26 protein-coding genes and 2 tRNA genes are annotated in these 25,582 nt (G+C 48.1%); 20 read left to right on the top strand and 8 right to left on the bottom strand.

Features of this window, described 5'->3' with window-relative positions; genetic code table 11:
* Positions 1-11: 11 nt before the first annotated feature.
* The 3 genes from ACSF8W_RS09965 to ACSF8W_RS09955 all read right to left on the bottom strand — a co-directional run bounded on the left by ACSF8W_RS09965 (position 12) and on the right by ACSF8W_RS09955 (position 1,276).
* On the bottom strand, positions 12-752 hold the full coding sequence (locus ACSF8W_RS09965; RefSeq protein ID WP_500847178.1) for a hypothetical protein: 741 nt from the start codon (positions 750-752) through the stop codon (positions 12-14).
* Positions 749-970, bottom strand: coding sequence for a hypothetical protein (locus tag ACSF8W_RS09960; RefSeq protein WP_500847177.1), 222 nt, complete (start codon positions 968-970; stop codon positions 749-751). Before ACSF8W_RS09960 ends, ACSF8W_RS09965 begins: the two co-directional genes overlap by 4 nt.
* A gap of 111 nt (positions 971-1,081) precedes the next feature.
* On the bottom strand, positions 1,082-1,276 hold the full coding sequence (locus tag ACSF8W_RS09955) for a hypothetical protein (RefSeq protein WP_500847175.1): 195 nt from the start codon (positions 1,274-1,276) through the stop codon (positions 1,082-1,084).
* A gap of 443 nt (positions 1,277-1,719) precedes the next feature.
* Here ACSF8W_RS09955 and ACSF8W_RS09950 point away from each other — a divergent pair, with 443 nt between their 5' ends.
* The gene (locus tag ACSF8W_RS09950) at positions 1,720-3,042 is read left to right on the top strand and encodes an IS4 family transposase (protein WP_500847173.1); all 1,323 of its coding nucleotides are present in this window, start codon (positions 1,720-1,722) and stop codon (positions 3,040-3,042) included.
* A gap of 71 nt (positions 3,043-3,113) precedes the next feature.
* Here ACSF8W_RS09950 and ACSF8W_RS09945 read toward each other — a convergent pair whose 3' ends face one another.
* Entirely contained in the window at positions 3,114-4,010 is an 897-nt protein-coding gene (locus ACSF8W_RS09945; RefSeq protein ID WP_500847171.1) for a dihydrodipicolinate synthase family protein, read from the bottom strand.
* A gap of 310 nt (positions 4,011-4,320) precedes the next feature.
* On the opposite strand from ACSF8W_RS09945, the gene ACSF8W_RS09940 reads away from it, so the two are divergent.
* The 16 genes from ACSF8W_RS09940 (at position 4,321) to ybgF (ending at position 19,117) form a co-directional block, all read left to right on the top strand.
* A complete protein-coding gene (locus ACSF8W_RS09940; RefSeq protein WP_500847169.1) occupies positions 4,321-5,196 on the top strand; it encodes a MurR/RpiR family transcriptional regulator in 876 nt (291 codons plus the stop codon).
* 421 nt (positions 5,197-5,617) lie between these two features.
* Positions 5,618-6,328 (top strand): N-acetylmannosamine-6-phosphate 2-epimerase, encoded by a 711-nt coding sequence (locus tag ACSF8W_RS09935; RefSeq protein ID WP_500847167.1) that lies wholly within the window; start codon positions 5,618-5,620, stop codon positions 6,326-6,328.
* Positions 6,325-7,212 carry an N-acetylmannosamine kinase gene (locus ACSF8W_RS09930; RefSeq protein WP_500847165.1) on the top strand — a complete coding sequence of 296 codons (888 nt, stop codon included), beginning with the start codon at positions 6,325-6,327 and terminating at the stop codon, positions 7,210-7,212. Before ACSF8W_RS09935 ends, ACSF8W_RS09930 begins: the two co-directional genes overlap by 4 nt.
* A 44-nt stretch (positions 7,213-7,256) precedes the next feature.
* Positions 7,257-8,750: a sodium:solute symporter family protein gene (locus ACSF8W_RS09925; RefSeq protein WP_500847163.1), complete on the top strand. Its 1,494-nt coding sequence runs from the start codon at positions 7,257-7,259 to the stop codon at positions 8,748-8,750.
* A 117-nt stretch (positions 8,751-8,867) separates the two neighbouring features.
* Positions 8,868-9,335 (top strand): N-acetylneuraminate anomerase, encoded by a 468-nt coding sequence (gene nanQ, locus ACSF8W_RS09920; protein WP_500847161.1) that lies wholly within the window; start codon positions 8,868-8,870, stop codon positions 9,333-9,335.
* Positions 9,336-10,354: 1,019 nt separating this feature from the next.
* On the top strand, positions 10,355-11,941 hold the full coding sequence (gene cydA / locus ACSF8W_RS09915) for a cytochrome ubiquinol oxidase subunit I (protein WP_500847159.1): 1,587 nt from the start codon (positions 10,355-10,357) through the stop codon (positions 11,939-11,941).
* A gap of 18 nt (positions 11,942-11,959) precedes the next feature.
* The gene (gene cydB, locus ACSF8W_RS09910) at positions 11,960-13,096 is read left to right on the top strand and encodes a cytochrome d ubiquinol oxidase subunit II (protein WP_428477284.1); all 1,137 of its coding nucleotides are present in this window, start codon (positions 11,960-11,962) and stop codon (positions 13,094-13,096) included.
* 11 nt (positions 13,097-13,107) lie between these two features.
* Positions 13,108-13,218: a cytochrome bd-I oxidase subunit CydX gene (gene cydX, locus ACSF8W_RS09905; protein WP_428477283.1), complete on the top strand. Its 111-nt coding sequence runs from the start codon at positions 13,108-13,110 to the stop codon at positions 13,216-13,218.
* On the top strand, positions 13,211-13,513 hold the full coding sequence (locus ACSF8W_RS09900) for a cyd operon YbgE family protein (protein WP_428477282.1): 303 nt from the start codon (positions 13,211-13,213) through the stop codon (positions 13,511-13,513). Before cydX ends, ACSF8W_RS09900 begins: the two co-directional genes overlap by 8 nt.
* Positions 13,514-13,810: 297 nt before the next feature.
* A complete protein-coding gene (ybgC, locus tag ACSF8W_RS09895; protein WP_428477357.1) occupies positions 13,811-14,218 on the top strand; it encodes a tol-pal system-associated acyl-CoA thioesterase in 408 nt (135 codons plus the stop codon).
* Entirely contained in the window at positions 14,215-14,901 is a 687-nt protein-coding gene (gene tolQ / locus ACSF8W_RS09890) for a protein TolQ (RefSeq protein WP_428477281.1), read from the top strand. The genes ybgC and tolQ overlap by 4 nt, the downstream gene beginning before the upstream one ends.
* 5 nt (positions 14,902-14,906) lie before the next feature.
* Positions 14,907-15,350 carry a protein TolR gene (tolR, locus tag ACSF8W_RS09885; protein ID WP_428477280.1) on the top strand — a complete coding sequence of 148 codons (444 nt, stop codon included), beginning with the start codon at positions 14,907-14,909 and terminating at the stop codon, positions 15,348-15,350.
* Between the two features lie 12 nt (positions 15,351-15,362).
* On the top strand, positions 15,363-16,427 hold the full coding sequence (gene tolA, locus ACSF8W_RS09880; protein WP_500847155.1) for a cell envelope integrity protein TolA: 1,065 nt from the start codon (positions 15,363-15,365) through the stop codon (positions 16,425-16,427).
* 13 nt (positions 16,428-16,440) lie between these two features.
* Positions 16,441-17,787: a Tol-Pal system beta propeller repeat protein TolB gene (gene tolB / locus ACSF8W_RS09875; RefSeq protein ID WP_500847153.1), complete on the top strand. Its 1,347-nt coding sequence runs from the start codon at positions 16,441-16,443 to the stop codon at positions 17,785-17,787.
* A gap of 36 nt (positions 17,788-17,823) precedes the next feature.
* Positions 17,824-18,354, top strand: a complete 531-nt coding sequence (pal, locus tag ACSF8W_RS09870) for a peptidoglycan-associated lipoprotein Pal (protein ID WP_500847151.1) — start codon at positions 17,824-17,826, stop codon at positions 18,352-18,354.
* Positions 18,355-18,370: 16 nt separating this feature from the next.
* Positions 18,371-19,117 carry a tol-pal system protein YbgF gene (gene ybgF / locus ACSF8W_RS09865; protein WP_500847150.1) on the top strand — a complete coding sequence of 249 codons (747 nt, stop codon included), beginning with the start codon at positions 18,371-18,373 and terminating at the stop codon, positions 19,115-19,117.
* A 71-nt stretch (positions 19,118-19,188) separates the two neighbouring features.
* Here the strand turns inward: ybgF and ACSF8W_RS09860 are convergent, their stop codons facing one another.
* Genes ACSF8W_RS09860 through ACSF8W_RS09850 form a run of 3 tightly spaced genes read right to left on the bottom strand, consistent with a single transcriptional unit; the run spans position 19,189 to position 22,373 of the window.
* Positions 19,189-20,328 (bottom strand): DUF4056 domain-containing protein, encoded by a 1,140-nt coding sequence (locus tag ACSF8W_RS09860; RefSeq protein WP_500847148.1) that lies wholly within the window; start codon positions 20,326-20,328, stop codon positions 19,189-19,191.
* Positions 20,328-21,488, bottom strand: a complete 1,161-nt coding sequence (locus ACSF8W_RS09855) for a BamA/TamA family outer membrane protein (RefSeq protein WP_500847304.1) — start codon at positions 21,486-21,488, stop codon at positions 20,328-20,330. The genes ACSF8W_RS09860 and ACSF8W_RS09855 overlap by 1 nt, the downstream gene beginning before the upstream one ends.
* 54 nt (positions 21,489-21,542) lie before the next feature.
* Positions 21,543-22,373, bottom strand: a complete 831-nt coding sequence (locus ACSF8W_RS09850; RefSeq protein ID WP_500847147.1) for a TonB-dependent receptor — start codon at positions 22,371-22,373, stop codon at positions 21,543-21,545.
* A gap of 278 nt (positions 22,374-22,651) precedes the next feature.
* Between ACSF8W_RS09850 and nadA the strand changes: the two genes are divergently transcribed.
* Complete coding sequence (nadA, locus tag ACSF8W_RS09845; RefSeq protein WP_500847145.1) at positions 22,652-23,713, top strand: quinolinate synthase NadA; 1,062 nt, start codon at positions 22,652-22,654, stop codon at positions 23,711-23,713.
* Between the two features lie 108 nt (positions 23,714-23,821).
* Here the strand turns inward: nadA and ACSF8W_RS09840 are convergent, their stop codons facing one another.
* A complete protein-coding gene (locus ACSF8W_RS09840; RefSeq protein WP_500847143.1) occupies positions 23,822-24,397 on the bottom strand; it encodes a UPF0149 family protein in 576 nt (191 codons plus the stop codon).
* A 259-nt stretch (positions 24,398-24,656) separates the two neighbouring features.
* On the opposite strand from ACSF8W_RS09840, the gene ACSF8W_RS09835 reads away from it, so the two are divergent.
* Both ACSF8W_RS09835 and ACSF8W_RS09830 read left to right on the top strand, forming a co-directional pair.
* Positions 24,657-24,744, top strand: a tRNA-Ser gene (locus ACSF8W_RS09835).
* Between the two features lie 28 nt (positions 24,745-24,772).
* A tRNA-Ser gene (locus ACSF8W_RS09830) sits at positions 24,773-24,863 on the top strand.
* The last annotated feature ends 719 nt before the right edge of the window (positions 24,864-25,582 follow it).

Below are 25,582 nucleotides of genomic sequence, written 5' to 3'. Positions count from 1 at the left end.
TATAGGGTATTTTAACGCTCTTCGATGACAGACCATTCACGATTCTTATTGAATGAGAGTATGAATAATCGGAGATTGAAGTAACTGCCCCCCTCCAAACTATCACGAATGACAATGATAAGATCTTCAACCTTGTCATGATTGACATCCCCACGACCGACGATTTCTATTTCTTGATATCCACCGTCAAAATGATAAATGGCTTTACTGTCCGATATGGATTCAAAGCGAATGATGGGTCTTATGTCACCCCAAAACGTCAATGTTTCATCGCTCATGGTTCTTTTATATTCATTCGTTGACGTTTGCAGTGCTATTTCTTTTGGTAAAGCGAGAGGTAAATCCTTGTCTAAAGGAGAGAGGGGTAAATAGGTTTCCTGAGAGGGTTGAGCATCAATGAGGTATTTTGCAGCTTCACACATCACTGTAATATTGAGAAAAGGATTTATGTCATAGTAATTAACAGTAGTAAGCGGCTTTCTTTCCAAATAGTCCTGGCACGAATCAATTTTTATTACATCGTTATTTTTGTTTTTAACAGTAAAATAACCATACCAATTGGCCGTTATAAGGTTTGGTATGTCGTTAATACTATTTAAAGTGATAGGAGATATTAACAGATTAGAAAGAGTGAATCCGGAACTCCATGTGACAGTGTTGTTGTTAATATTGTCATGGCCTACGGACGAAGTACAACCTTGCGAGGCTAAGAGTAAAAACGAAGCAATTAATTTTTTTTGTGTAATATTCATAATATTCGGCCTTTATATTTTGATTTATTACTTTCAGCTTTATTTAGTAGATCCCTGACATATTTATTTCTTTCTGCATTTATTGGTGGCTTTCTATTTGATTCTTTTGCTGCTACTGCCCACTCATTGTTTTTTATTGCTTTTTTGAATTTAGGCCACTTGTTGTTAAGATCGGTCATTCCAACATTAAATATTATATCAAATAATGCAAATTTCACTTCGATGGGATATGAGTTGAATTTAGGGAATAATCTTTTTAATTCACCTTCAAATGTGTCTATATGTTTTTTTGTCAGAAAATCAATGTCAGGTTCTGAGATTGTTAGGTTTTAAAATTTCTTATAATATATAGCGTAGTTACCTTTCTTTTGTTTTTTTACAGATTCAAAGGCAGATTTTACTTCATCTCTTTTTGCATGAATATTACTTATTGCTATTTTGAAGTTTAGGTTCATGGCACTTTCTATATCTTTAATTAGATGACCAACACCAATAGTCACATGTCCTTCTGTATCAAGATACATATAATTATGCTTACCTTCATACTCTTCTAGTTTTTTTTATTAGTTTCGACTTTTCTGTTGCAGTAATCATCTATATAAATCCGTTTGATTAAAATAATTGTAAAGGTATTATTTTCAATAAAAAAATAATATTCTATTAAAACGTCATAATTGACGGATTTCTACGTCATTAATGGTTATATTTTAAAATTTGGATTTATTGTTGATTTTTATGCAACCACGAATGATTTGATACAACGTGATGTGGGCGTGTAGAGAGTTTTCGGAGTTATCTATTCACACTGTGTATTCAGCGTGGTGTATTTACGTAAAGAAGATAAGTTGAAGTCACTAAAAAACGAGGCGCAAGGCCTAATGCTGATCAGTTAACGAAAAAATAATCAGTTGAACGATCCTTACAGCATGTCAAAATCCGAGTGTATTCACTGCACTCGGATTTTTTTATGTTCCTCAGACAAGCACTTCATGAAGTCCACTCATTTTCAGCAACAGAACTATCAGGGTTATCAGATCTCCTGTCTCCAGACATCATTGAACAGTGCTTAAACGATACCGGCGTTGCCACAATTCGAAAACGACGCCTACCAATGGAGCTAATGGTGTGGAGTGTCGTTGGGATGTCGTTGTATCGGCATCTTTCTATGGAAAAAGTTGTTTCTCAACTCGATATTCTCTTGCCGGGTAAGAAGCCATTTGTCGCACCGAGTGCTGTCATTCAGGCTCGAAAACGGCTGGGTCATGAACCGGTTGAAGCCGTATTTAACAAGACACAACAACTTTGGCATGAGAAAACACCGCATCCAGACTGGCACGGCTTAACATTACATGCTGTAGATGGCGTAGTGTGGCGAACACCGGACACGGCTGGTAATGACGCGCATTTTGGTCGAACAGGTAACAAGACGACCATTTCGGATTACCCCCAAGTTCGTATGGTTTGCCATATGGAACTCACGAGTCACCTTCTCAATAGTGCTGCTTTTGACTCCGTATCAGTGAGTGAAGTTGACCTGACTGCTCAACTTGTTGACCAATCTCCATCCCACAGCCTTACCGTATTTGACCGAGGTTTTTATGCCTTAGGATTACTTCACCGTTGGCAAAGTAGTGGTGAAGAAAAGCATTGGTTAATCCCGTTACGCAAAGGTGCACAATACACAACGATAGGCAAGCTAGGTAAAGGCCAGGAACTTGTGGAGTTGAGACTTTCCCCTCAAGCGAGAAAGAAATGGGCGGATGCACCTGAGACACTGCAAGCTCGTTTAATAACAAAAAAAATTAAAGGAAAAGAGGTAAAACTGTTGACCTCAATGACTGATCCGATGCGGTATCCGGGGGCTGATATCGCTGAGCTATACAGTCACCGTTGGGAAATAGAGTTGGGTTATCGGGAAATGAAGCAATATATGCTGCAAAACAACCTAACACTGAGAAGCAAGACTCCAGAGTTAGTGACCCAAGAGCTATGGGGAATGTTATTAGCTTACAACCTATTACGGTTCATGATGTGCCAAATGGCCTACTCACTGAAATCAGTAATGCCGTACCAAATAGGTTTTAAACAAGCATCAATCTTCTTACTCAGCCAACTTCAACTCCTGCCCGCAGTAGCACCGGGTCGTATACCAGAAGTGATGAATTACATACTGGATATGGCGGAAAGCTTTGTTTTGCCCGATAGAAAAGAGCGGAGTTATCCGAGAGCAGTAAAGAAAAGGCCGAGTCGCTATGCGACTCGGCCTCTGAAGAAACGTAAGTTATCTTAACTTACATGCATTAGGCGCAAGGCCTCGTTTTTTAGTGGTTTTTTTAGATACAACCTTAATATCAGCGCAAATTACGCTTTCAAGAAACCCGCTTCACGCATGCGAGTGGCAACGATCTCTTTTTGTTCTGCCGTTAGGGCTTTTAGTGGCAGGCGAGGGTCACCCGCATCAATGTCGTGCAGTGCCATTGCGGCTTTACCGGCTGCCACACCACCGAAATCAACCAGTACACGGATGAGTGCGATGACGTTATCCATACCTTTGATTACCGCGTCGTGGTTGCCGTTGTGGAAGTCTTCAATCATTTGGTTGAAGTGTGGTGCTGCGTAGTTGTAGGTACTGCCTACCGCACCGATTGCGCCCACGGCCAATGCACCAGGTAGGTGCTCATCCACACCAAATGGAATATCAAACTTGCCATCGCATGCACGTAGGCAGCGCTGGTATTCGTACAAATCACCGCTGTTAAACTTCAAGCCGTACAGGTTAGGAATGCGAGAATCCGCTTGGATCAGGAATTGTTCCATGTCCAAGTTCACGCCAGACATACCTGAGTGGTAGTAGTAGAAACCTTTTGATGGGGCAGCGGCTGCCACCGTTGCACAGTACTCAACTAACGCATCAACAGAGCCGGGCTTGAAGAAACATGGACCAATCGCCGATGTCGCGAAGATGTCCAATGTGTCAGCGTGACGCGTCAGTTCTAGGGTATCGACAATGCTCAATGCACCGGTGTGAACCGTGATTTTCAACTGGCCTTGAGAAGCCGTTACCCAACGCTCAGCAATGGCTTTACGTTCTTCAACAGAGCAGTGGATACCTTCACCTGTGGTGCCACAGATGTAAACGCCTTTCACACCGTCTTTGATCAGGTGGGCTGCAATCTGATCAATCGCTGCAAAGTTAACGTCGCCATTTGCATCAAATGGCGTGTGAGGAGCTGCGATTAGACCGGTTAATTTTTCCATTGTGCATCATCCCAATGTTGGTGAAATTAGAAAATGAAGTCAAACTTCAGAAATTTATCATCCTGTGGAGTTGGGTTTATTCTATGGAGTAAAATTTCATCCTGCAACGGGGAATCGAGTGACAACGCTAGCAAGAATGCAAATCTGTGATGGTGGCAACATTGTTGAAAGTGAGTGATATTCAGTAAAATGGGCTGTGGTTCTGGTATCATCAGACATTAAGTCATGTAATAAATGGAGTTTCCCTTCACAATGGATGAACAAAATGTGAAAATTATGGCTGATAGAAAAGAGAGAAAGGGGAGTGGCGATGGCGACGAATAATGTGTTGGCAAAAGCAGGCAAAGTGCTCGATATGATGGGCTGTTTGCATGAAAGCTTAACGCCATCAGCAAAACGGATTGCCGATTTTGTGTTAGCCAATCCAGCTGAGGTCACGAAATTATCGATTGCAGAATTGTCGCAAGCGGTCAATGCCGGTGAAGCGACCATCATTCGCTTTTGTCGTACGTTGGGTTTTAAAGGTTTCCAAGATTTTAAAATGGAGTTAGCCATCGAGTTGTCTAACGCCAATCAAAATGAAAAATCGATTTTGGATACGGATGTCACGCCTGACGATACGGCGGAATTGATTGGCCAGAAACTACACAACACTATCAACAATGTGTTGGCCGAAACCTATAACTTGCTGGATTTCGCCATGCTGGAACAAATAGCCAGTAAGATCCAAGCGTGTCGCTCGGTGTACTTCTTTGGCGTTGGCTCGTCCGGAGTGACGGCCGAAGACGCCAAAAACAAATTGATGCGTATTGGTTTCAATGTGGATGCGTTGTCCAATAACCATTTCATGTACATGAAAGCCTCGTTACTACACCCGGGTGATGTGGCGATTGGCATCAGTCATTCTGGTACGTCAGAAGAAACCACCAAAGCCTTAAGGCTGGCGAAAGAAGCCGGGGCGTGCACGGCGGCGATCACCCACAATCCGCGTTCACCGATTGCGGAGTATGCCGACTATGTCTTGGTGAACGGCAACCGTCAGGGGAAATTGCAGGGGGACTCCATCGGTACCAAGATCTCCCAGCTGTTTGTGTTGGATTTGATTTACGCCCTGTTAGTGAAGCAAGACTTGGTCGGCACGCAAGCGAATAAGATCAAGACCATGAGTGCGTTGGATTATTCCTGAGTCATGGTTTCGTGCTGAGATAGCACAGTTACCATAAAAACGCCCGACAGAAGCGATTCTGTCGGGCGTTTTTTTATTTAAGTGCCTAGAACCGAGTATTGAGTAATCCTCTCCCTTATGCTTGGAGTTAAACTTCATCTCCCACTAATCCCCACTTTGATTTTATAAAGTACCAAGGCGAGTCGCAGGAATGAACACACCACCTGACTGCCAAAATAACGCACGTAAATGGAGTTTGACTCCTGTTAGCGTGTGTGAAGGATGCCTGTAAACAGTGATGTGAATCACTCTGATGAGATTGTTTGGCAGAAAAATGAGGGCATGATCTCTGTTTTGCGTCTTTGAGTTTGAAGTGAAACTTCACGCCATATAGATTGGAGCCAAACTTCACTTGGTCATTTTTTCTGGAGTGACACTCATTATGACGAACGAACAAAAAGATTGCCTTGCTCAGCTTAGTCAGGGGTTTGTGGCTTCTTGCCAACCTGTAGACGATGGGCCGATGGATGCTCCGTTGATTGTGGCTGCGATGGCGCAAGCGGCTGTTGCCGGTGGGGCAGTTGGTGTGCGCATTGAAGGGATCGAAAACCTGAAAGCGGTTCGTCCGACAGTTTCTGTGCCGATCATCGGGATCGTAAAGCGTGATCTGGCGGACAGCCCCATTCGCATTACCCCGTTTATTGATGATGTGAATGCATTGAAAACAGCGGGTGCCGACATTATTGCGATTGACGCGACAGCGCGTACGCGCCCTGTGGATGTTGCGACCTTGGTGAAAGCCATTCATGACGCAGGCTGCATGGCGATGGCGGACTGCGCCACCTATGAAGAAGGCCTGTATTGCCAGTCAATCGGTGTAGAAATCATTGGTTCTACCATGTCCGGTTACACCGGTGGTGAGATCCCCCATGAGCCGGATTTGGCATTGGTGACACGTTTAGAGCAAGCCGGTTGCCGCGTGATGGCAGAGGGTCGCTACAACACGCCCGCACTGGCCGGCGCAGCGATTGAAGCGGGCGCATTCTGTGTCACGGTCGGTTCGGCCATTACCCGCATTGAACACATTTGTGGCTGGTTCCAAGAGGAAGTGGCACAAGGACATGCAAAACGTCACAACGAGGTTGCGGCATGAGTACGGTATTGGCTGTCGACATTGGCGGCACCAAAATCGCTGCCGCATTGGTGTGTAACGGGCAGATCCGCGCACGTGAACAGATCAGTACGCCGTCATCCTCTTCCCCCGAGCAGATGACGGCGGCACTGGCTGCTTTTCTGCCGCGTTTAGCCGTGCAGGCCGATACCGTGGCAGTCGCTTCAACTGGGATCATCGATCAAGGGATCTTAACGGCGCTGAACCCGAAAAACCTCGGAGGGTTGGATCAGTACCCGTTGCAAGCGGTGATTGCCGAGATTACCCGTTTGCCGGTCACCGTGATCAATGACGCCCAAGCGGCGGCATGGGCGGAATACCAAGCGTTACCGAACCGCGTGGCCAATATGGCATTTGTGACGGTATCAACCGGGGTCGGGGCAGGGGTGGTGATCAATCATACCTTGCACACCGGCCAACACGGCATTGCCGGTCATGCTGGGCATATGCTAGCGGATCCGAATGGCCCGCGTTGTGGTTGTGGCCGTATCGGGTGTGTGGAAGCGATAGCGTCCGGTACCGCTATTGGCACGGCAGGACAAGCCCATTGGGGTGAACATTGCACGGGCCAAACCGTTTATGAACATTTTCTACAAGGCGACCCGCATGCCGAGGTGATCATTCACCGCGCGGCCAAAGCCATTGCTAACTTACTGGCAGATCTCACTATTTCCCTTGATGTGGAAGTGGTTTCGCTGGGGGGCAGTGTGGGCTTGGCACCGGGCTTTATCGACCTTGTGAATGACGCTTTATCTGATTTACCTAAGGTATATCAACCGCTGGTGATGAAAGCGCAGACCGGAGCCGATGCTGGCTTGATCGGCGCCGCGAGTTGGGCGAATACCGCCAATAACGTATTGCTATAACAACCAAATAACGTCTAACAAAAACTGACTACAAGGAACAGCACATGGAAACGCAGGCCTTTGGTACCCTCAATTATATTGTTCTTTTGGTATATCTCGTTGCAATCATGCTTGTCGGTGTGTACTTCGCCCGACGTCAAAAATCGGCGGATGATTATTTCAAAGCCGGTGGTCGTATTCCCGGTTGGGCGGCAGGGATCAGTGTTTTTGCCACCACACTCAGTTCAATCACTTTTATGTCGATTCCAGCCAAAGCGTATACCTCTGACTGGACATTTTTGATTGGGCAATACATCGCCATCGCGATTTTGCCTTTTGTGTTCTACTTCTATATCCCGTTCTTCCGTAAGTTGAAGCTAACGTCGGCGTATGAGTACTTAGAAGCCCGTTTTGACATCAAAATGCGCCTGTTTGCCAGTATCTCATTCATGCTGTTCCACATTGGTCGTATTGCGATCATCACGTATTTGACGGCGCTGGCGTTGATGCCGTTCGTGGACATGAGCCCACTGACAATTGTGTTCCTGATCGGTGTGTTGTGTATCGTTTATACCTTCATGGGCGGTATTGAAGGGGTCATTTGGACTGACGTTATTCAAGGCATCATGCTGTCAGTGGCGGCGATCATGATCTTCGTGATGATTTGTTTCAATGTGGATGGTGGTGTAGTCGAAATCTTCACTATGTCAGCGGAAGCGGATAAATACTTCCCTGCAGAGCAGTTTGCATGGAGTTGGTCTGAAGGCACCATCCCTGTTCTGATGATTGGTTTCTTCTTTGCGAGCCTGCAGCAGTTCACGGCAAGTCAGGACGTGGTACAGCGTTACATCGTGACAGATTCTATTGAAGAAACGAAGAAAACCCTGCTAACGAACGCGAAACTGGTAGCAGTTGTTCCAGTATTCTTCTTTGCGGTTGGTTCAGCACTGTTTGCTTACTACAGCCAGAACCCAGAGTTATTGCCTGAAAACTTCAACACGGGCGGTATCTTACCTTTCTTCGTGATTTCACAGATGCCAGCAGGGATTGCCGGCCTGATCATCGCGGCGATTTTTGCGGCATCACAATCGAGCATCTCAAGTAGCTTGAACAGTATCTCAGCGTGTTTCACCAGCGACATTTATAACCGCTTGGGTAAAAACACGTCATCAGAGAAAACCTTGTCAGTGGCGCGTAGCGTCACCGTGATTGCTGGTGTGTTGGGTGTTGTGGCGTCAACGTACTTGATTATGTCGAACGAAAGTGAGTTGTGGGATGCCTTTAACAGCCTGATTGGCTTGATGGGTGGCCCAATGACCGGTCTGTTCATGCTGGGTATCTTTGTCAAACGTGCGAATGCGAACAGTGCGTTAGCAGGTGTTGTGATGAGTATCATCGCAGTACTGGCCGTGCGTGCAATGACTGACCTGAACTTCTTCTTCTACGGTGTGATTGGCACCTTGGTAGTGGTACTGGTGGGTTACCTAACGGCACCGCTCTTTGCGAGCAATAAATCAGACGATGAATTGAAAACGTTAATCATGCAGCGTGAAGCGTAAGCAATAAGCGAACGTTAACGGTGTCACAACAATAATCAGTATGAAGGGGGATACAGCGGCGCTTATTTTAATGCGCAGTACGCGGTATCCCCCTGACTTAAATATAGAGATAACACGATGATCCACGGTGATTTGCAACAACCAGAAAGCTACCGACTACTTCCCGCTGCGTTTCAAACGGCAATTACTTTTTTACAACAGCAAGATTTAACCGCATTGGCTTTAGGCCGTCATGATATCGACGGTGATCGTATGTATGCCAATGTCATGAGTTTTGAAACGGCGCCAGCAGACACTAAGCAGGCAGAAGTGCATGAAGAGTACATTGATCTGCAAGTATTGATTGCAGGCAGTGAGCGTATTGAATTTGCATTACCTGGCGGCCACCCGCCTGCGACAGAGTACGATGCCGCGGGAGATTACTACTTAGTGACATCCATGGAAAACCGTTGTGAGGTCGTACTGGCCCCGTTGCAGTTTGCTGCTTTCTTCCCGACAGAACCGCACAAGCCGGGGTGTATGGTTGAGCAAGCAGGGATGTTGAAAAAGGTCGTGGTAAAAATCCACCGTACCTGTATCGCGTAGCGGAGAGAGGTCTTTGCTTCGCGCAAAGCGCACAAACAAAAAAACGAGGCACATATGCCTCGTTTTTTTATTCCCACTTGAAAGGGGAGAGCCGCGTTGTGTCGTGAACATGTCGCAGTGCGTTACATGATGGTGACAATCTCAGCGGTAAATGCGACATTTTTGACGGTGCGCATTGGTGTTAAGTGACATTTTTGTCGACTTATTCAGCACTTCTTAGCAATTGCTTTTAAACATTTCTGCAAAGCTAGGTTGGTAAAGTGCAATAATTTTTTCAAAAATACGAGTCATAACTACTTCCTCAAGGATCAATTCGGGTCAGGGGAAACAGCCTACAACCCGCCAAAATTATGACTTTTCTCGTCTGGGCGGCTTAATCTGTTTCTGGCGCTGATTATAGGAATTTATCGCCCGCAGAAAAGCGAGATAAATTCTTTTTTCGGATTAGTTTTTATAATGTGATTTTTAGGTGGATGACGCCCGCCAGCCTGTATATCAAGGTGTTTATGTATGATAAAAGGCACGAAATGGCACTTGTCAAACATCTGAGGGCTCATTTTTCTAACGAATAATGTTCGGTTGATATGAGCATTTAAAACAGAATGTGAAGTGGTGTGAAAGGCCGGATTCAGGATGTGTTAAAGGTCAGGTTTCTGTAGCCTACGCCAAGCAGGGCAAGAGGCGGGTTTTGTTTGATCTACATCAATCAAAAGCGTTAGGTATAAATATTGAGCAGTGTTTTTTGATATTTATCAAAGCAAATTGTGCGATAAATCCATTGTGACTCTAGGCGATTGTCAGTAATATTAGCAATGACTTTATTAGCTGTAGCTTAACAACAAATTAACTAATTTGGTACAGTCTCGCAACATATCAAGGATACCATTAATTGGCTTTAGTAATGGTAACCAGGAAGGTGACAAGTTTGCGGTAATGTTTGGTTACATATTGCTAAGCCCAACCATTAGTACACTGCGGTGTGCTGTCGCCAGTCAGCCTGGCGAAAAAAGGAGTTCTCAATGTTTACTGATATCGTCGAACTATCGCGGTTACAGTTCGCATTAACTGCGATGTATCACTTTTTGTTCGTCCCACTGACTCTAGGTATGGCGTTTCTGCTTGCCATCATGGAGTCTGTTTATGTAATGACTGGAAAGCAAATCTACAAGGACATGACCAAGTTCTGGGGTAAGCTTTTCGCCATTAACTTTGCGCTAGGTGTATCTACAGGCCTAACGATGGAGTTCCAGTTTGGTACAAACTGGGCATATTACTCTCACTACGTGGGAGACATTTTCGGCGCGCCATTGGCTATTGAAGCCTTGATTGCCTTTTTCCTTGAATCCACCCTTGTCGGCCTGATGTTCTTTGGCTGGGATCGCTTGTCTAAGCGTCAGCACTTGACGGTTACTTGGCTGGTGGCTTTGGGTTCCAACTTTTCGGCGCTGTGGATCTTGGTAGCAAATGGCTGGATGCAAAACCCAGTCGGTGCTGAGTTCAATTTCGAAACCATGCGTATGGAAATGGTGAGCTTCGCGGAAGTGGTGCTTAACCCGGTTGCACAGGTGAAGTTTGTTCACACTGTGGCGTCAGGTTACGTAACCGGTGCGATGTTCGTTCTGGGTATCAGTTCTTACTACCTATTGAAAGGCCGTGATGTGCCGTTTGCACGTCGCTCTTTTGCGATTGCAGCAGCCTTCGGTATGGCATCTATCATTTCTGTGATCATCCTAGGTGATGAATCAGGTTATGAACTAGGTGACGTACAAAAAACCAAACTAGCGGCAATTGAAGCAGAATGGCACACCGAAGAGGCACCAGCGGCATTTACGCTGTTTGGTTTGCCAAATCAGGAAACCATGGAAACGGATTACGCGATTAAGATCCCTTATGTGATGGGTATCATTGCGACGCGTTCGCTAGACACGGAAGTAACCGGTCTGCGTGATCTGAAAGTGGAGCACGAAGCGCGTATCCGTAACGGTATGATTGCTTACGGCTTGCTAGAAAAACTGCGTGCAGGTGATAAAACACCGGAAAACATCGCTGCGTTTGACGAAGTGAAGAAAGATCTGGGTTACGGCTTCTTGGTGAAACCGTATGCTGAGAACGTGGTTGATGCGACTGATGCTGATATCGCTAAAGCCACTGACGACTCTATCCCAACGGTATGGCCGTTGTTCTGGAGCTTCCGTATCATGGTCGGTGTTGGCTTCTTGATGCTGGGTATCATTGGTGCGGCCTTCATTCAGTCTTGCCGCCACAAGATCACAGAAAAACCGTGGGTACTAAAAGCGGCACTGTACGGTATTCCATTGCCGTGGATCGCGATTGAAGCCGGTTGGTTTGTGGCAGAGTACGGTCGTCAGCCATGGGCTGTGGGTGAAGTACTGCCGGTATCAATGGCAGCCTCTAACCTTGCAGCATCTGACATCATTACCTCACTGCTCGCGATTATTGCGCTGTACACGGTATTCTTGATTGCTGAAATGTACCTGATGATTAAGTTCGCACGTTTAGGTCCAAGCAGCTTGAAGACAGGTCGCTACCACTTTGAAACCACCGATGCACCACAGAATGTGGTATCGCGTCAGGTTGAAGCATAATTCAGGGAGAGCTAAGCAATGTTTGAATATGAAGTATTGCGATTCATCTGGTGGGCATTGATCGGTGTGCTATGCATCGGCTTTGCGGTCACAGATGGTTTCGATATGGGCGTTGGTGTCCTGACCAAGATCATTGGTAAAACGGACAACGAACGCCGCGTCATGATTAATGCTATCGCCCCACACTGGGACGGTAACCAAGTGTGGCTAATCACCGCGGGTGGTGCCCTGTTTGCAGCATGGCCATTGGTTTACGCAACAGCGTTTTCTGGTTTTTACTTTGCGATGATCATTACGCTTGCTGCGCTATGGTTACGTCCGATCGGTTTTGACTACCGTTCTAAAATTGAAAACCCACAATGGCGTGAAGCATGGGATAAAGCGATCTTCGTGGGTAGCTTTGTACCGCCTGTGATCTTCGGTGTGGCATTTGGTAACTTGCTACAAGGTGTACCGTTTGAACTGAACGAGTTCTTGGTACCGACGTACAAGGGCTCTTTCTTTGCGCTGCTGAACCCATTTGCGTTGCTATGTGGCATCGTGAGCATCCTGATGATCACGACACAGGGCGCGGCATACTTGCAGATGAAAACAACAGACGCACTACGTGTTCGTTCACGTCGTGTTGCGATGATCACATCAGTTGCGACAGCGGTGTGTTTTGCGATTGCCGGTTTCTGGGCTCAGAGCATCGAAGGTTACTTGATCACGTCTGAGATCATTAAAGATGCACCGTCTAACCCACTAACGAAAGAAGTGGTTCGTCAAACGGGCGCGTTGTTCGCGAACTTTGATGCGTACCCACTACTGTGGATTGCACCAGCGCTAGCGGTATTTATGCCTGCGCTAACCGTATTGGCTTCACGTGCTGATCGTGGTGCATGGGCGTTCATTACATCAAGCTTGACCATGGCGGGTGTGATTCTGACGGCAGGTTTTGCGTTGTTCCCATTCATCATGCCGTCAAGCTTGGTGCCGAACCACAGCTTGACCATGTGGGATGCAACGTCATCTGAGCTAACGCTGAACATCATGACCGGTGTGGCAGCAGTGATGGTGCCTATCATCTTGGCTTACACCTCTTGGTGTTACTACAAGATGTTTGGCCGTCTTGATACGCAACATATCGAAGACAACAAGAACTCACTGTACTAAGGAGACAAACTATGTGGTATTTCGCTTGGATCCTGGGTGTGCTTCTGGCTTGCTCATTCGGTATCATCAATGCGCTGTGGCTAGAAGCTACTGAGAACATGGATAAAGAGAACGTTGAGTAAGCTTAATCACTGGGTAGAGCGTGTTCACCAGTGGATAGACTACCGTCTACTCCGTTGGGTTGCGCTGGCAATGTCACTCGCAACCACCGGGCTGGTGGTATGGGATCCGACACACTTTGCTCAGATGATTGGCGGATTCGGACCGATTATCTCGCCAGCCATGATATGGGCAACCTGTGCGTCAATGGTCTTTGGTGTGGGCTTTGTGCCTCGCCGATGGTTTACGCAGTTACTGCTGACACCGTATGTGGCCTTGCCGATCCTTGTCTATATCTTGAGTTTACGCTTACTGTGACATCCCGCTATCGCGTGTAACGTGATTAGCCAAAGGATGACAACACACTGAAAAAGCCCCGGGCAGTCTGCTCGGGGTTTTTTTTATACGCAGGTTATCTCATTGATCAGGTTGAATTTACCCCGCATAGCAAAGTTTTGGCATAGGCACAGTGAGATACGCGGCAAAAAAGTGAATGTTTGTGTAACAGAACTTATTGTGTGATTCCAATCTAGTGGACAAGTTAGGTATAGTAAGCCCCTGAGAATCTGTCGGTATCCGGGTATACCGACCACTGATTGATAAATGGGACAAACCATGACCGAAGACAACGCCTTTGAATGGCCGATCACGGTGTATTACGAAGATACTGATGTGGGGGGCTTGGTTTATCATGCTAATTACATTAAGTTTTTTGAGCGTTCGAGGACGGAACTCTTCCGCAGCCTCGGTGTCAGTCTTAATGACTTGTTTGCAGATAAGGTCAGCTTTGTTGTTCGCCGAATTGAAGCGGACTACCTAAAAGGCGCGAAATTGGACGATCAACTCATCGTCAAAACCTGGCCACAAAGCTGGCGCCGCGCCTCTATCGAATTCTGTCAGGTTTTAGTAAACACTCATGGGCAAACCTTGTGCAAAGCCGTTATTCAGGTAGCCTGTGTCCACCCTGACACCCTAAAACCCATTAAAATTCCAGAAAATATTATGTCGGAGATAACGAAGTGACCGCTGAACTTTCCATTTTAGATCTGTTTTTGCAGGCCAGCCTGCTCGTTAAGATCGTGATGCTGATCCTATTGGGGATGTCAGTGGCCTCGTGGACCATGATCATCAAACGCTCCCAAGTGTTGTCGCAGGCAAAAGCCAAAGCGACCCGCTTTGAAGATCGCTTCTGGTCAGGTGTAGATCTGTCTCAGTTGTTCCAAGAAGTGCAGGCACGCAAAGACAGCCTGACAGGCAGTGAGCAAATCTTCTATGCAGGCTTTAAAGAATTTGCCCGTTTACACCGCAACAATGGCAAGGCGCCGGCAGCGGTGATGGAAGGGTCAGGGCGTGCCATGCGTGTGGCGCTGTCTCGTGAAGTCGAAGAGCTGGAAACCAGCCTGCCGTTTTTGGCGACAGTGGGTTCAATTACGCCGTATATCGGTTTGTTCGGTACGGTATGGGGCATCATGCACGCCTTTATTGCGCTGGGTGCCGTGAAGCAAGCGACACTGGCGATGGTTGCACCGGGTATTGCAGAAGCCCTTGTCGCGACAGCGATGGGTCTGTTTGCCGCGATCCCTGCGGTCATGTTCTATAACAAGCTGACCAACCAAGTGTCGAAGCTAGAGCACAATTACGCGACCTTTATGGAAGAGTTTTCAAGCATCTTGCACCGTCAGGCATTTGCTTCTGAACAGGAGTAAGTCAGATGGCTTATCAACCTAAAAAACGCAAAATGACGGCGGAAATTAACGTTGTTCCTTACATTGACGTCATGCTGGTATTGCTCATCATCTTTATGGTGACAGCGCCGTTTGTGACGCAAGGGGTCGACGTTGAGTTGCCTTCAACGGTCAATGCCAAGCCAGCAGCCGAGCTGAATGAAAACAATGATCGTGCACCGATCATTGTGGAAGTCAGCCAAGATGGTCACCTCGGCTTGAGTGTCGACAATCAAGACATGGTACGCGGGCTGGGTGTGAACGAACTATTGACCCGAGTGCGTGCCGAGCTGCAACTGAATCCGAACTCGTCAGTCATGGTCGGTGGTGATTCGCGTGCGCCTTACGCCTATATCATTGAAACATTGGATGCGCTGAATCAGGCCGGTGTGAGCTCAGTAGGCTTAATGACTGAACCGTTAGAGCAGTAGGTGGCGAGCAGGATGAAAAACAACAATTATACCGCTGCGATCATCATTTCGTTACTGTTGCATGGTTTACTGGTAGCGGCGTTGTTGTGGGGGACGGATTTCTCCATGAACAAATCACCAACGGCCGGTAATACGATCAAAGCGGTGGTGGTGGATCCTGCCCTCGTGAATCAGCAAGCGCAGCGTATTCGTCAGCAGCGAGAAGCGGCCAAACAAGCCGAACAAGATCGCCTGCGCCGTCTTGAGCGCCAAGCGGAATCGTTAGAAAAACAGCGTCAGGAAGAAGAACGCCGTTTACGCCAACTGAAAGCCGACAAGCTGAAAGCGGAAAAAGCCACCCGTGAGGCAGAGAAAGAACGCCAGCGCGTGGCGCAAGAACGTAAAGTGGCGGCAGAAGAGAAACGCAAGGCGGATGAAGCCGCGCGTGTTGCGCGTGAACAAGCCGCCAAGGCGGAAGCGGATCGTAAAGTGAAGCAAGAGGCGGCACGTAAAGCAGAAGTCGAGCGTCAAAAGCAAGTCGCCGAGCAGCGCAAAGCGGAAGAAGCCAAACGCCAAGCCGAAGCGGCCAAGCGTAAAGCGCAAGAAGACGCCAAGCGTGCAGAAGAAGAACGTCTAGCGAAAGTGGCAGCAAAGAAACAAGCGGAAGCCGAAGCCCGTAAAGCCGAAGCGGCTCGCAAAGAAGCAGAACGTAAAGCCGCAGAAGCCCGTGAACTGCAACGCCAACAAGAAGCCGCATTGAACGATATGTTTGCGGGGTTGGAAGCGGAAACGGAACAACGAGGTGGCGCGAAAGGGCAGTTCATTGCCGATGAAACCGCCCGTTACGGTGCTATTTTTAAAGGTATGATTGAGCAGAACTTGCTGGTTGAGCAAAGCTTTATTGGTAAAGAGTGTCAGATCCGCATGCGCTTATCAGCCAATGGGCTGTTATTGGATGCGTTTGAAGATGGGGGCGACAGCAACTTGTGCCGTGCCGCGAAAGCGGCGGTCGTGAAAGTCAGCCAGTTCCCGATGCCAGAAGATCCGGCTGTCGTGGAAAAGCTCCGTGATATTCGACTGATTGTCAGCCCACAATAATAAAGGAGTCAGAATGAAAAAGTGGTTAATAGGGGTGTGTATTGCGCTGATGAGTTTCACTCAGCTTGCACATGCCGAATTAGAATTAGTGATCACCGAAGGCGTGGACTCCGCACGTCCTATCGGTGTTGTGCCGTTTAAATGGGAAGCGCCAGGGCAACTGCCGAGCGATATTTCGTCGGTCATTGCGTCTGACTTGCGCCGCAGCGGTAAATTCTCACCGGTAGCGACCAGCAAAATGCCACAAACGCCGTTTAACGAAACGGAAGTGGATTACAACGCGTGGACGTCTATGGGCGTCGATGCCTTGGTGACAGGCAGCGTGACGTTGAACGCTGAAGGGCATTATGTGATCCACTATCAATTGGTGGATGTGGTGCGCGGTCAGTTGACCAGTGGCCAAAGCAAAGGCTTGGCGAACGGTGAGTTAGTGCTGACCAAAGATCACTTGTTGATTAACAACCAAGCGACCGTGAAAGCGGATCGTCTGCGTCAGTATGCACACCGTATCTCGGATGTGGTGTACGAAAAACTGACGGGTGAGCGTGGTGCGTTCCTGACCCGTATCGCGTATGTCGTGATTGATGACAAAGCCAAATTTCCTTACCAACTGCGCGTGGCCGATTACGATGGTTACAACGAGCGTTTGGTGTTGAAATCACAACAGCCGTTGATGTCACCGTCTTGGTCACCCGATGGTAGCAAGTTGGCGTATGTGAGCTTTGAAAACAAGCAAGCGCAGATTTTCATCATGGATATCTACAAAGGTACCCGTGAAATGGTGTCGTCATTCCCACGTCACAATGGTAGTCCACGCTTTTCACCGGATGGCACCAAGCTTGCGATGGTGTTATCGAAAAGTGGCAGCTTGCAAATTTATGTAAAAGATTTGCAAACCAAGAAATTGACACAAATTACTCGTGGCCGTTCCAATAATACCGAAGCGTTTTGGGATCCTAACGGTGACTCTTTAATCTTTACCTCAGACAGAGGTGGTAAACCACAGATATATCGAGTAAATTTAGCTGACGGTTCGACTAACCGCCTGACGTGGCAGGGCAGTCAGAATCTCGGTGGTCAATTGACGCCAGATGGACGATTCTTGGTGATGGTGAATAAATCAGAGCAAGGTTACAACATAGCCAAGCAAGATTTAAAAACCGGTGCCGTTCAGGTTTTAACCAAAACATTTCTGGATGAGTCACCGAGCATCGCACCAAACGGTGGCATGGTGATTTACAGCTCAGTGAATAATAAATCAAACGAGCTGTCATTAGTGTCGATTGATGGACGCTTTAAAGCACGATTACCTGCAACTAACGGTCGAGTAAGGGCTCCTTCTTGGGGACCTTTCCTGTAACGTGGCTGCATATTAGCGATTAGAAAGGAAAAATAAATGCAACTTAACAAAGTTTTGAAGGGGCTGGCAATTGCGCTGCCAATGTTTACCCTAGCGGCATGTAGTTCAAGCGATAGCACTGAAAATTCAGCGGCGACAGAAACCAACACGACGCCAACCACTGAGCAAACCACAGTGGTAACGCCGGTTGAGCCTGCAGCGCCAGCACTGTCTGAGCAAGAGCTACGTAACCAGCAGCTACGTCAAGAGCAAACCATTTACTTTGCGTTTGATACTGCTGAAATTCAGCCTGATTACCAAGACATGCTAGCAGCACACGCGGCTTACCTGCGTGACAACGCGAACGTGAACGTGATCGTTGAAGGTCATGCTGACGAACGTGGCACGCCAGAGTACAACATCGCACTGGGTGAGCGTCGTGCTAATGCCGTTGCTAAATACCTACAGGCGTTGGGTGTATCATCAAGCCAAATCTCTATTGTTAGCTACGGTGAAGAAAAGCCACTTGTGCTTGGTCACAGCGAAGCTGACTACGCGAAGAACCGTCGTTCGGTTCTAGTTTACTAATTAATAGGTAAACATTATGAACAGTAACACAATGCGAAAGCTCGCATTAACGTTGCTGGTTGGTGCGGCGACCCAAGTGGTCGCCGCACCTGCTCCTGTTACTGAACTTAATGGAAGTAGCAGTGCGCAGGGCGGTAGCTTAGAACGTCTGGAAAGGATGATTGAGGCCCGTAACCAGGTGCAGCTGGATATGCAGCGACAACTGGACCAGCTCGCAACCGAAATGGATGATCTACGTGGGATCGTCGAACGCAATAGTTATGACCTCAGCCAGATGCTAGAGCGTCAGCGTGAACTCTACCGTGAAGTGGATGCGCTGAGCCGTCAGCCCAAAGCCCCCGCGACGACACCTGAGACAAGCAGTACCTCAACGGAAAGTTATGCGGCTAACGTCAACGAAAATGAAGCCTATGAAACCGCAGTGAATCTGATCTTGAAAGAGAAGAATTACGCCGGTGCCATTACTGCCTTTAAAGGCTTCCTTACGACCTATCCGGAGTCGGTGTATAAAGCCAATGCGCATTATTGGTTAGGTCAGCTGTATTTCACGCAGAACCAGTTGGCGGATGCAACGGTGCATTTCCAAGCCGTGGCGAGCGAGAAAGATTCCAATAAGCGAGCAGATGCATTGCTCAAACTGGGGATCATTGCTGAGCGTGGTAAGAATGTGGAGCAGGCGAAGAAATTGTACCAAGAGGTGATATCTACCTATCCGGAGTCGACCAGTTCACAGCAAGCACAGAAGAACCTCAAGCAGTTATAAGTGGTTCTTAAAAGATTACGATGCCGCGCATTGCTTTGGTTAGCAATGAGCGGCATTTTCGTACCTAGAACCTAGCGCTGCGCCTTCATGGTGGCTAATGCTTGACGGTCTTGCTGTTGGGCAAAGTCTGCCAACGGTTGGAACTGTTCAACCGTCCACACGGCGTCTTGCAGCAACGCGTTTGGTAAGTCGGCAAAGGCGGCTTCTTCTTTTGCTGCATGCAGTTCGATACGTACCCAATTTTCAATGGCTTCACCGTTGACGGACTGCGCCGACAAGGTAAGGGGAGTGGTCGCCCCAGGGTAGTGTGGGGTTAATGTTAAACCAAAATGGTAGTCACGAAAGAGTACCGTCCACTTGTCCGGTAAACGCTTGCTACTGTCCCACCATACTCCGTCTAACGCGGTAATTTTTGCATCTGCCACGGCGGCAGGTTGCACGCCTAATACGGTGAGTTGCTTATCTAATGCGTTATCCATCGCTCGCCCAAACTCGGCCACGGTGAGATCAGGCTGCGCCAACAAAACCCCATTCGCCAGCTTGGCGCCGAGCATATTGGAGTACAGATCTTCCGATGAAAATGCGGAGGCTAACTCTTTAAAGCCACTGACTGACACCATGCCAAACCATTGGGCAATTTCATGCCATTGCGCCAAGCGAAATGCCAGTAACGCGGCCGCATCAGCACTGAACTGTAGGCGTTCAGCCTGAGTTAAAGGCGTCGTGTTTGCCAACCATTGAATGCGGCGAAGGCGCAGTTCAGCCGGTAAATCCATGGCATAGTCCGATCCCACATGTTGCTGCATGCGTTGGAACAGGTAATAGGTATAGTCGGCGGTGTCACGGACATGGGCGGTATCAATAAAGCCGCCTTGCGTGGTAAACAGCAGGCCATTTTTTTCCCCGTTTAAGCCAAGGAAATTGGCGGCAACTGGGCTAGAACCGTCGTTATAGCGATGCTGACCAACCTCGTCGGCCGCGAGAATATTACCGACCGACACAAACGGCACCGGAATGGTGCCAACCTGTGCTTTCAGATCTTTACCAAACGCACAGCAGGGGCGTACACCGACCGGTGCACGGAGATCTGCCGTTTTCGTAGTCGGGTAGTCTTTTGAAAAAGGGTTCACCAATATTTCGGCATTGGCCGCATGGGTCACCACGCTGAACATCAGCGTAAAAATAACGGATAAACGGAACATGTGGATCATCAGAATGCTTCATTAACGTGAAAATAGAAACCGGTACTGTCTTTACCGATGCCAAGATCCACCCGAACATTGATGCGGGCTTTAAAGGCAAAGCGGTAGCCGACACCCACGGTCGGCAGCCAAGTTTCGTCAAAAAGTGCATCCACTGCGGGGGCGACATTACCCGCCCCAATCCATGCCACCATGCCGTGGCGATGGGTAAAGCTATGTCGGACCTCTAATTGCGTCGACAACTGTGTGCGATCGCGGTATTGGCCTTCATAGTAACCACGCATACGTTGCGCACTGCCCATTTCACTGTAGCCATACCAGGGCACATCGCCTTCCATCGCTTGGCCATAGCCTTCGACGGCAAGAATCGTTTGTGGGCTGACACGCCAGTAATGGCGGGCGTTTACCGTCCAGCGGTCAAAATCGAAATCACTGCCCAAATGCGGGCGGTACGTGATCCACTCTACGCTCAGTAGGCTACCAGACTGCGGGTTTGGCTCGAAATCTCGGCTGTCGTATTCCAGTGCGGTGATCAGGCCGCTTAATTGGCTGTCCGGCAAATCTTGTGGCGCAAAAACACCTGCCTCGGGATCCAATTTAGACACGGATTGGTAGCTCCAACCGGCACTGATGTAGGTACTGTCAAACACTTGCACCGCCACTTTGGGCGCTAAGCGAATAATTTGGGCTTCATACTGGGTTTTATTGGCCTCATTGTCGGCAGCCTCACGACCGATCCCCCAGTAATAGCCAGGGGTGTGGCTGATCCCACCATCCACCAGTAAACGGATCGTATCATCAGCGAGGTAGGTACGGTTTTCGACTCCCAAGCCGAACGAGCCGGATGTTGACGCATACGACGTTAAGGTTAACGTTGAGAAGTGGTCGCCTTGCGTCCAATCGTATGGGGTGTATAAACCTACCGCCGCGACACCAATCCCTAGCCCTTGTTCAGGGTTCACAAATGGGCCGGGCAGCACACCCCAGTCGATTAACTTACTGGTATCGACCGTATCGCTTGAACCCAGTGAGACCAGCAGTTGGTCAACCCAACCTTTTGGGGCTTCTACTTCGGTTTCTGCCGCTGTTGCTGATCCCGCCTTTTCAGATGCGAAAGCTTCAGATGTGATAGCGTCGGATGAGGCGGCGAAGGCCTGAGTCGAGGCCAGTACACAACCGGATAACAGCAAGGACAATGAACGCATCATACGAATTCGTACTCCTTAGAATCGACGTTCCAGCGACACAAACAGGCTCTGGCGATCGCCAAGGCCGACTTCACCCAGAAGATTCCAATCTCGGCTGACCTGATATTGCATCCCCAGCAAAGGGTTCCACGGCGTGGTCAGGTGTTGCTCTACATGGAACGTGGCGTCTTTAGGGATCAGAAAATCGAATTTATCCAACTTAGCAACGTCAGACATTTTGCCAGAAAGTGACTGTTCTACGTCTTGGTACATGGCACCGGCCCAGACGCGCAACGGCATACCGTGCGTGGCAAAGTCATAACCGACACGTGGGGAGATCACCCATGCGTTAATTTCACCGTCAATTACGGTTAAGGTACTTTGCGAGAAGCTGGCATCGACCAAGCCAAACCATTGCTCATGGCCGCCTGCTAGTACAATCCCTACGCCTTTGGTGTAGCCTTCGAGGTCTAGTTTGAATGGGAAGGACACCGGCAAGGGTTTGTCTTTTCTTGTTGGTGTGACAGCCACTTGGGAATAACCATCCAGTTTTCCTACCATCGCATAGATATTTAGAAACGGAAATAACCACATGTCAGCACGAAACGACAGGACATCCGTTTTTTGCATCCCTTTATCGGCTTCCATTCCTATTTTCAAAAAGTCGAGTACTGGCGCGCCTTTCAGCTGGATCGAATCCACATTGATCCCTTGTTCCATGCTCATGTAGCCGATGCTAAAACCGATCGGCTTGGGCAATTCATACCCCAGTGCTTCGGCTTTTTCTTTCCAAATCGGCAGAGTAAACGAGGTCGCGTTGGCGCTCGATGATAGGGCAGCGAGTAGCAATAATAAATAGCGTTTCATGGGGGATATGAGCAACAAAGATGGTTTCAGATGAATAATTTGCGTCATCATACACAGGCTATTTTATAAGTAAACTCAAGAGTGTACTTATGTGTAAATAAATAATACGGAATAGGTATTTGTGGGTGAACAGGCGGGAAAAGAGTGATTAGGGGTAAAAACGTGCTCGTAACGTGCGAGAACGTCGGGCATAAGATCGGCGGCTATTGCGTCATGAAATTTACCGGTAGGCGGTGTATAATGCGCCAATACAAGGACAGCAATAGAGCAAGCGAGCGATGAGTCTAACATTTGACCCTTCAGAAATGGTGTATCCATTTCCTCCAAAGCCAGCACCGTTAACGGTGGATCAGCAGCACGCCCACAAAGCGAACATCAAAGCATTATTAAAGGATAAAAATGCCGTGCTGATCGCCCACTACTATACCGATCCCGAGATCCAAGCCTTAGCCGAAGAAACGGGCGGCTTTGTCGGTGACTCCCTTGAAATGGCCAAATTTGGTAACCAACACCCTGCTGAGACGTTAGTGATCTGCGGGGTGCGCTTCATGGGGGAATCCGCCAAAATCCTTACACCCGACAAGCACGTATTGATGCCGACGCTGGAAGCCGAGTGTTCGTTAGATCTTGGTTGTCCTGCGGATAAATTTACCGAATTTTGCGATGCCCACCCTGATCATACGGTCGTGGTGTATGCCAACACCTCGGCGGCGGTGAAAGCCCGTGCCGATTGGGTAGTGACGTCCAGTATTGCCCTTGAGATCGTTGAGCATCTTGATAGTGAAGACAAAAAAATCATCTGGGGCCCTGATCGCCATTTAGGCTCGTACATTCAAAAGCACACAGGCGCTGACATGCTACTGTGGCAAGGCGAGTGTGTCGTGCATGATGAGTTTTCAGCCAAAGCGCTGCGAGACATGAAGCATTTGTACCCAGATGCCGCCATTTTGGTGCACCCTGAGTCACCGGCCAGTGTCGTGGCGTTGGCAGATGCGGTGGGTTCAACCAGCCAGTTGATCAAAGCCGCGAAGACCCTGCCGCAGCAAAAACTGATTGTCGCGACCGATAAAGGCATTTTCTTTAAAATGCAGCAGATGGTGCCCGAGAAAGAATTGGTGGAAGCCCCAACGGCGGGTGCCGGCGCGACATGCCGAAGCTGTGCGCATTGCCCGTGGATGGCGATGAACGGTTTACTGGCCATTGAAACCGCGTTAGCAGAAGGCGGTGACCAGCATGAAGTGTTTGTGGATGACAGTTTGCGTGAAAAATCGCTGATCCCACTGAACCGTATGCTGGATTTCGCGGCGCAGTTACAGCTGCAAGTGAAAGGCAACGCCTGATAGAAACCCCGGAAACAAAAAAGCGACGGAGAGGTAGTATCTCCCGTCGCTTTTTTATTGTTTCCTGATCTTGCTGCGGTCACGTCACGGTATGCAACGTACCGTCAGTTAGTCGGCATTTACCAACTCATAAGCACGCATGCTCAGGCCACACAGCATGGTCGGTACAGACGTGAAAATTTCTTCAAACTGCGCCAAGCCATCAGCGCCTTCTTGTGCTAACGCATCAATGGCGTTTTCTGGATCGAACAGCAGGCTGAAGCAAAGCAGCACACCACCTAGCAGGGCATTGTTTTCGCTTTCTTCTGGCATCACGGTTTCCCAGTCATCGCGCGATAGCTGCCAGCCTTGCAGTAGACCTTCAGAAAATTCACGGGTTTGCTCGGTCACCAATTCTTTGTCATCCAATGCACAGTCTTCTGGCCATTGCCAGGTGCCTGTCAGTAGGGCTTCACGGCTTTCGTTCCACATATTGACGATAGCATTGGCATAGGTTTCAAGTTCTTCTTGGCTAGCAAAGGGTGAGGTTTCTTCGCCGCCCCATAGAAAGGCTAACCATTCTGCCGGATCAAGCAAGTGTGGCGCCGCCGCCATTGCGGTGACAAAGCCGCGGGTTTGCGCTTCAGAGAGCAATTGCTCCGCCAGTTGTGGATTTGCTAGCAGCTCACGTAAGGGTGAAGACATAAGACTCTCTCACTTAAGGAATTTATCAGGCTGTATAAGAAAAGGGTGACGCCAGCGTCGCCGGAGCTTGCGGGTAAACCCATCATGGTGGCTATTGTAGCAGGGGGATATAAACAGTGTCAGTAGTCGTGGGGGATAATCGCAAGGTGGTGAAAAAGTGATCGTTTGGGTTTGATTTTCAAGATTTTTTATTGACCTGTATGCGAAGTGCCCTTATAGTAGCGACCCTGTTGAGGCGATAGCCTTGGCAGAACAATGTGGTGAGTTGTCCGAGTGGCTGAAGGAGCACGCCTGGAAAGTGTGTATACGGCAACGTATCGAGAGTTCGAATCTCTCACTCACCGCCATATCTCTTTTAAAGAGATATAAAAATTAGGAGAGATGGCTGAGTGGTTTAAAGCACCGGTCTTGAAAACCGGCGTGGGTTTATAGCCCACCTAGGGTTCAAATCCCTATCTCTCCGCCACATTCAAAGAAGCCGCTGTTTTACAGCGGCTTTTTTACATCTGGTGTTTCTGCGCCAGCGGGATTTCAAATCCCCCCATGCCTCGTTCTGGCTCCACCACATTCTAAGCCCTCGTCGAAAGACGGGGGCTTTTTCGTTCTGGAACTTATTCGATTACTGGTCGGGATTTTAAATCCCCCTATACCTTGTTCTGGCTCCGCCATACTCAAAAGAGCCGCTGTTTTTACAGCGGCTTTTTTACGTCTGGTGTTTCTGTGTTGCTCATCGCGGTGTTTAGATATATTGGCGGAAAAGCATACCCAGAATGAGTGTAGATTATGTACGCGCATAGTTAACACGTCGAACTTTGGCACGTTCACATCGTTTAAAGCGAACATAGATATAAATAGCATGTTTAATTGTTGCTATTTCCTCGAAATAACCACTCATTCAAGCCATTAAATCTCTTTTCAATATATCGTTCCGATATAAACAAATATATTTATATGCCGGTGTTTAACTGTTTGATGGTGTAAAACATGAACTTCAACGCAGTATGGTCATTTCTCCTTGGTTTTCCGCTGTAAATTGATTTTGCGCAACTTTTGCAATGCCATATTCAGCGAAAATTAAAACTTAATGACAATGATTATCATTTTGTGCGTCCGTTAAGATTCTGTGGACTATGCGTTAAGTGGATGGAGGGAAGACGCTCACATTCCCGCTCACTAAAAGTGCTA

The sequence above is a fragment of the Photobacterium sp. 270122K genome, assembly GCF_059941365.1.
Note: the sequence above shows the minus strand (reverse complement) of the source record. Positions and strands in the feature narration are given on the sequence as shown.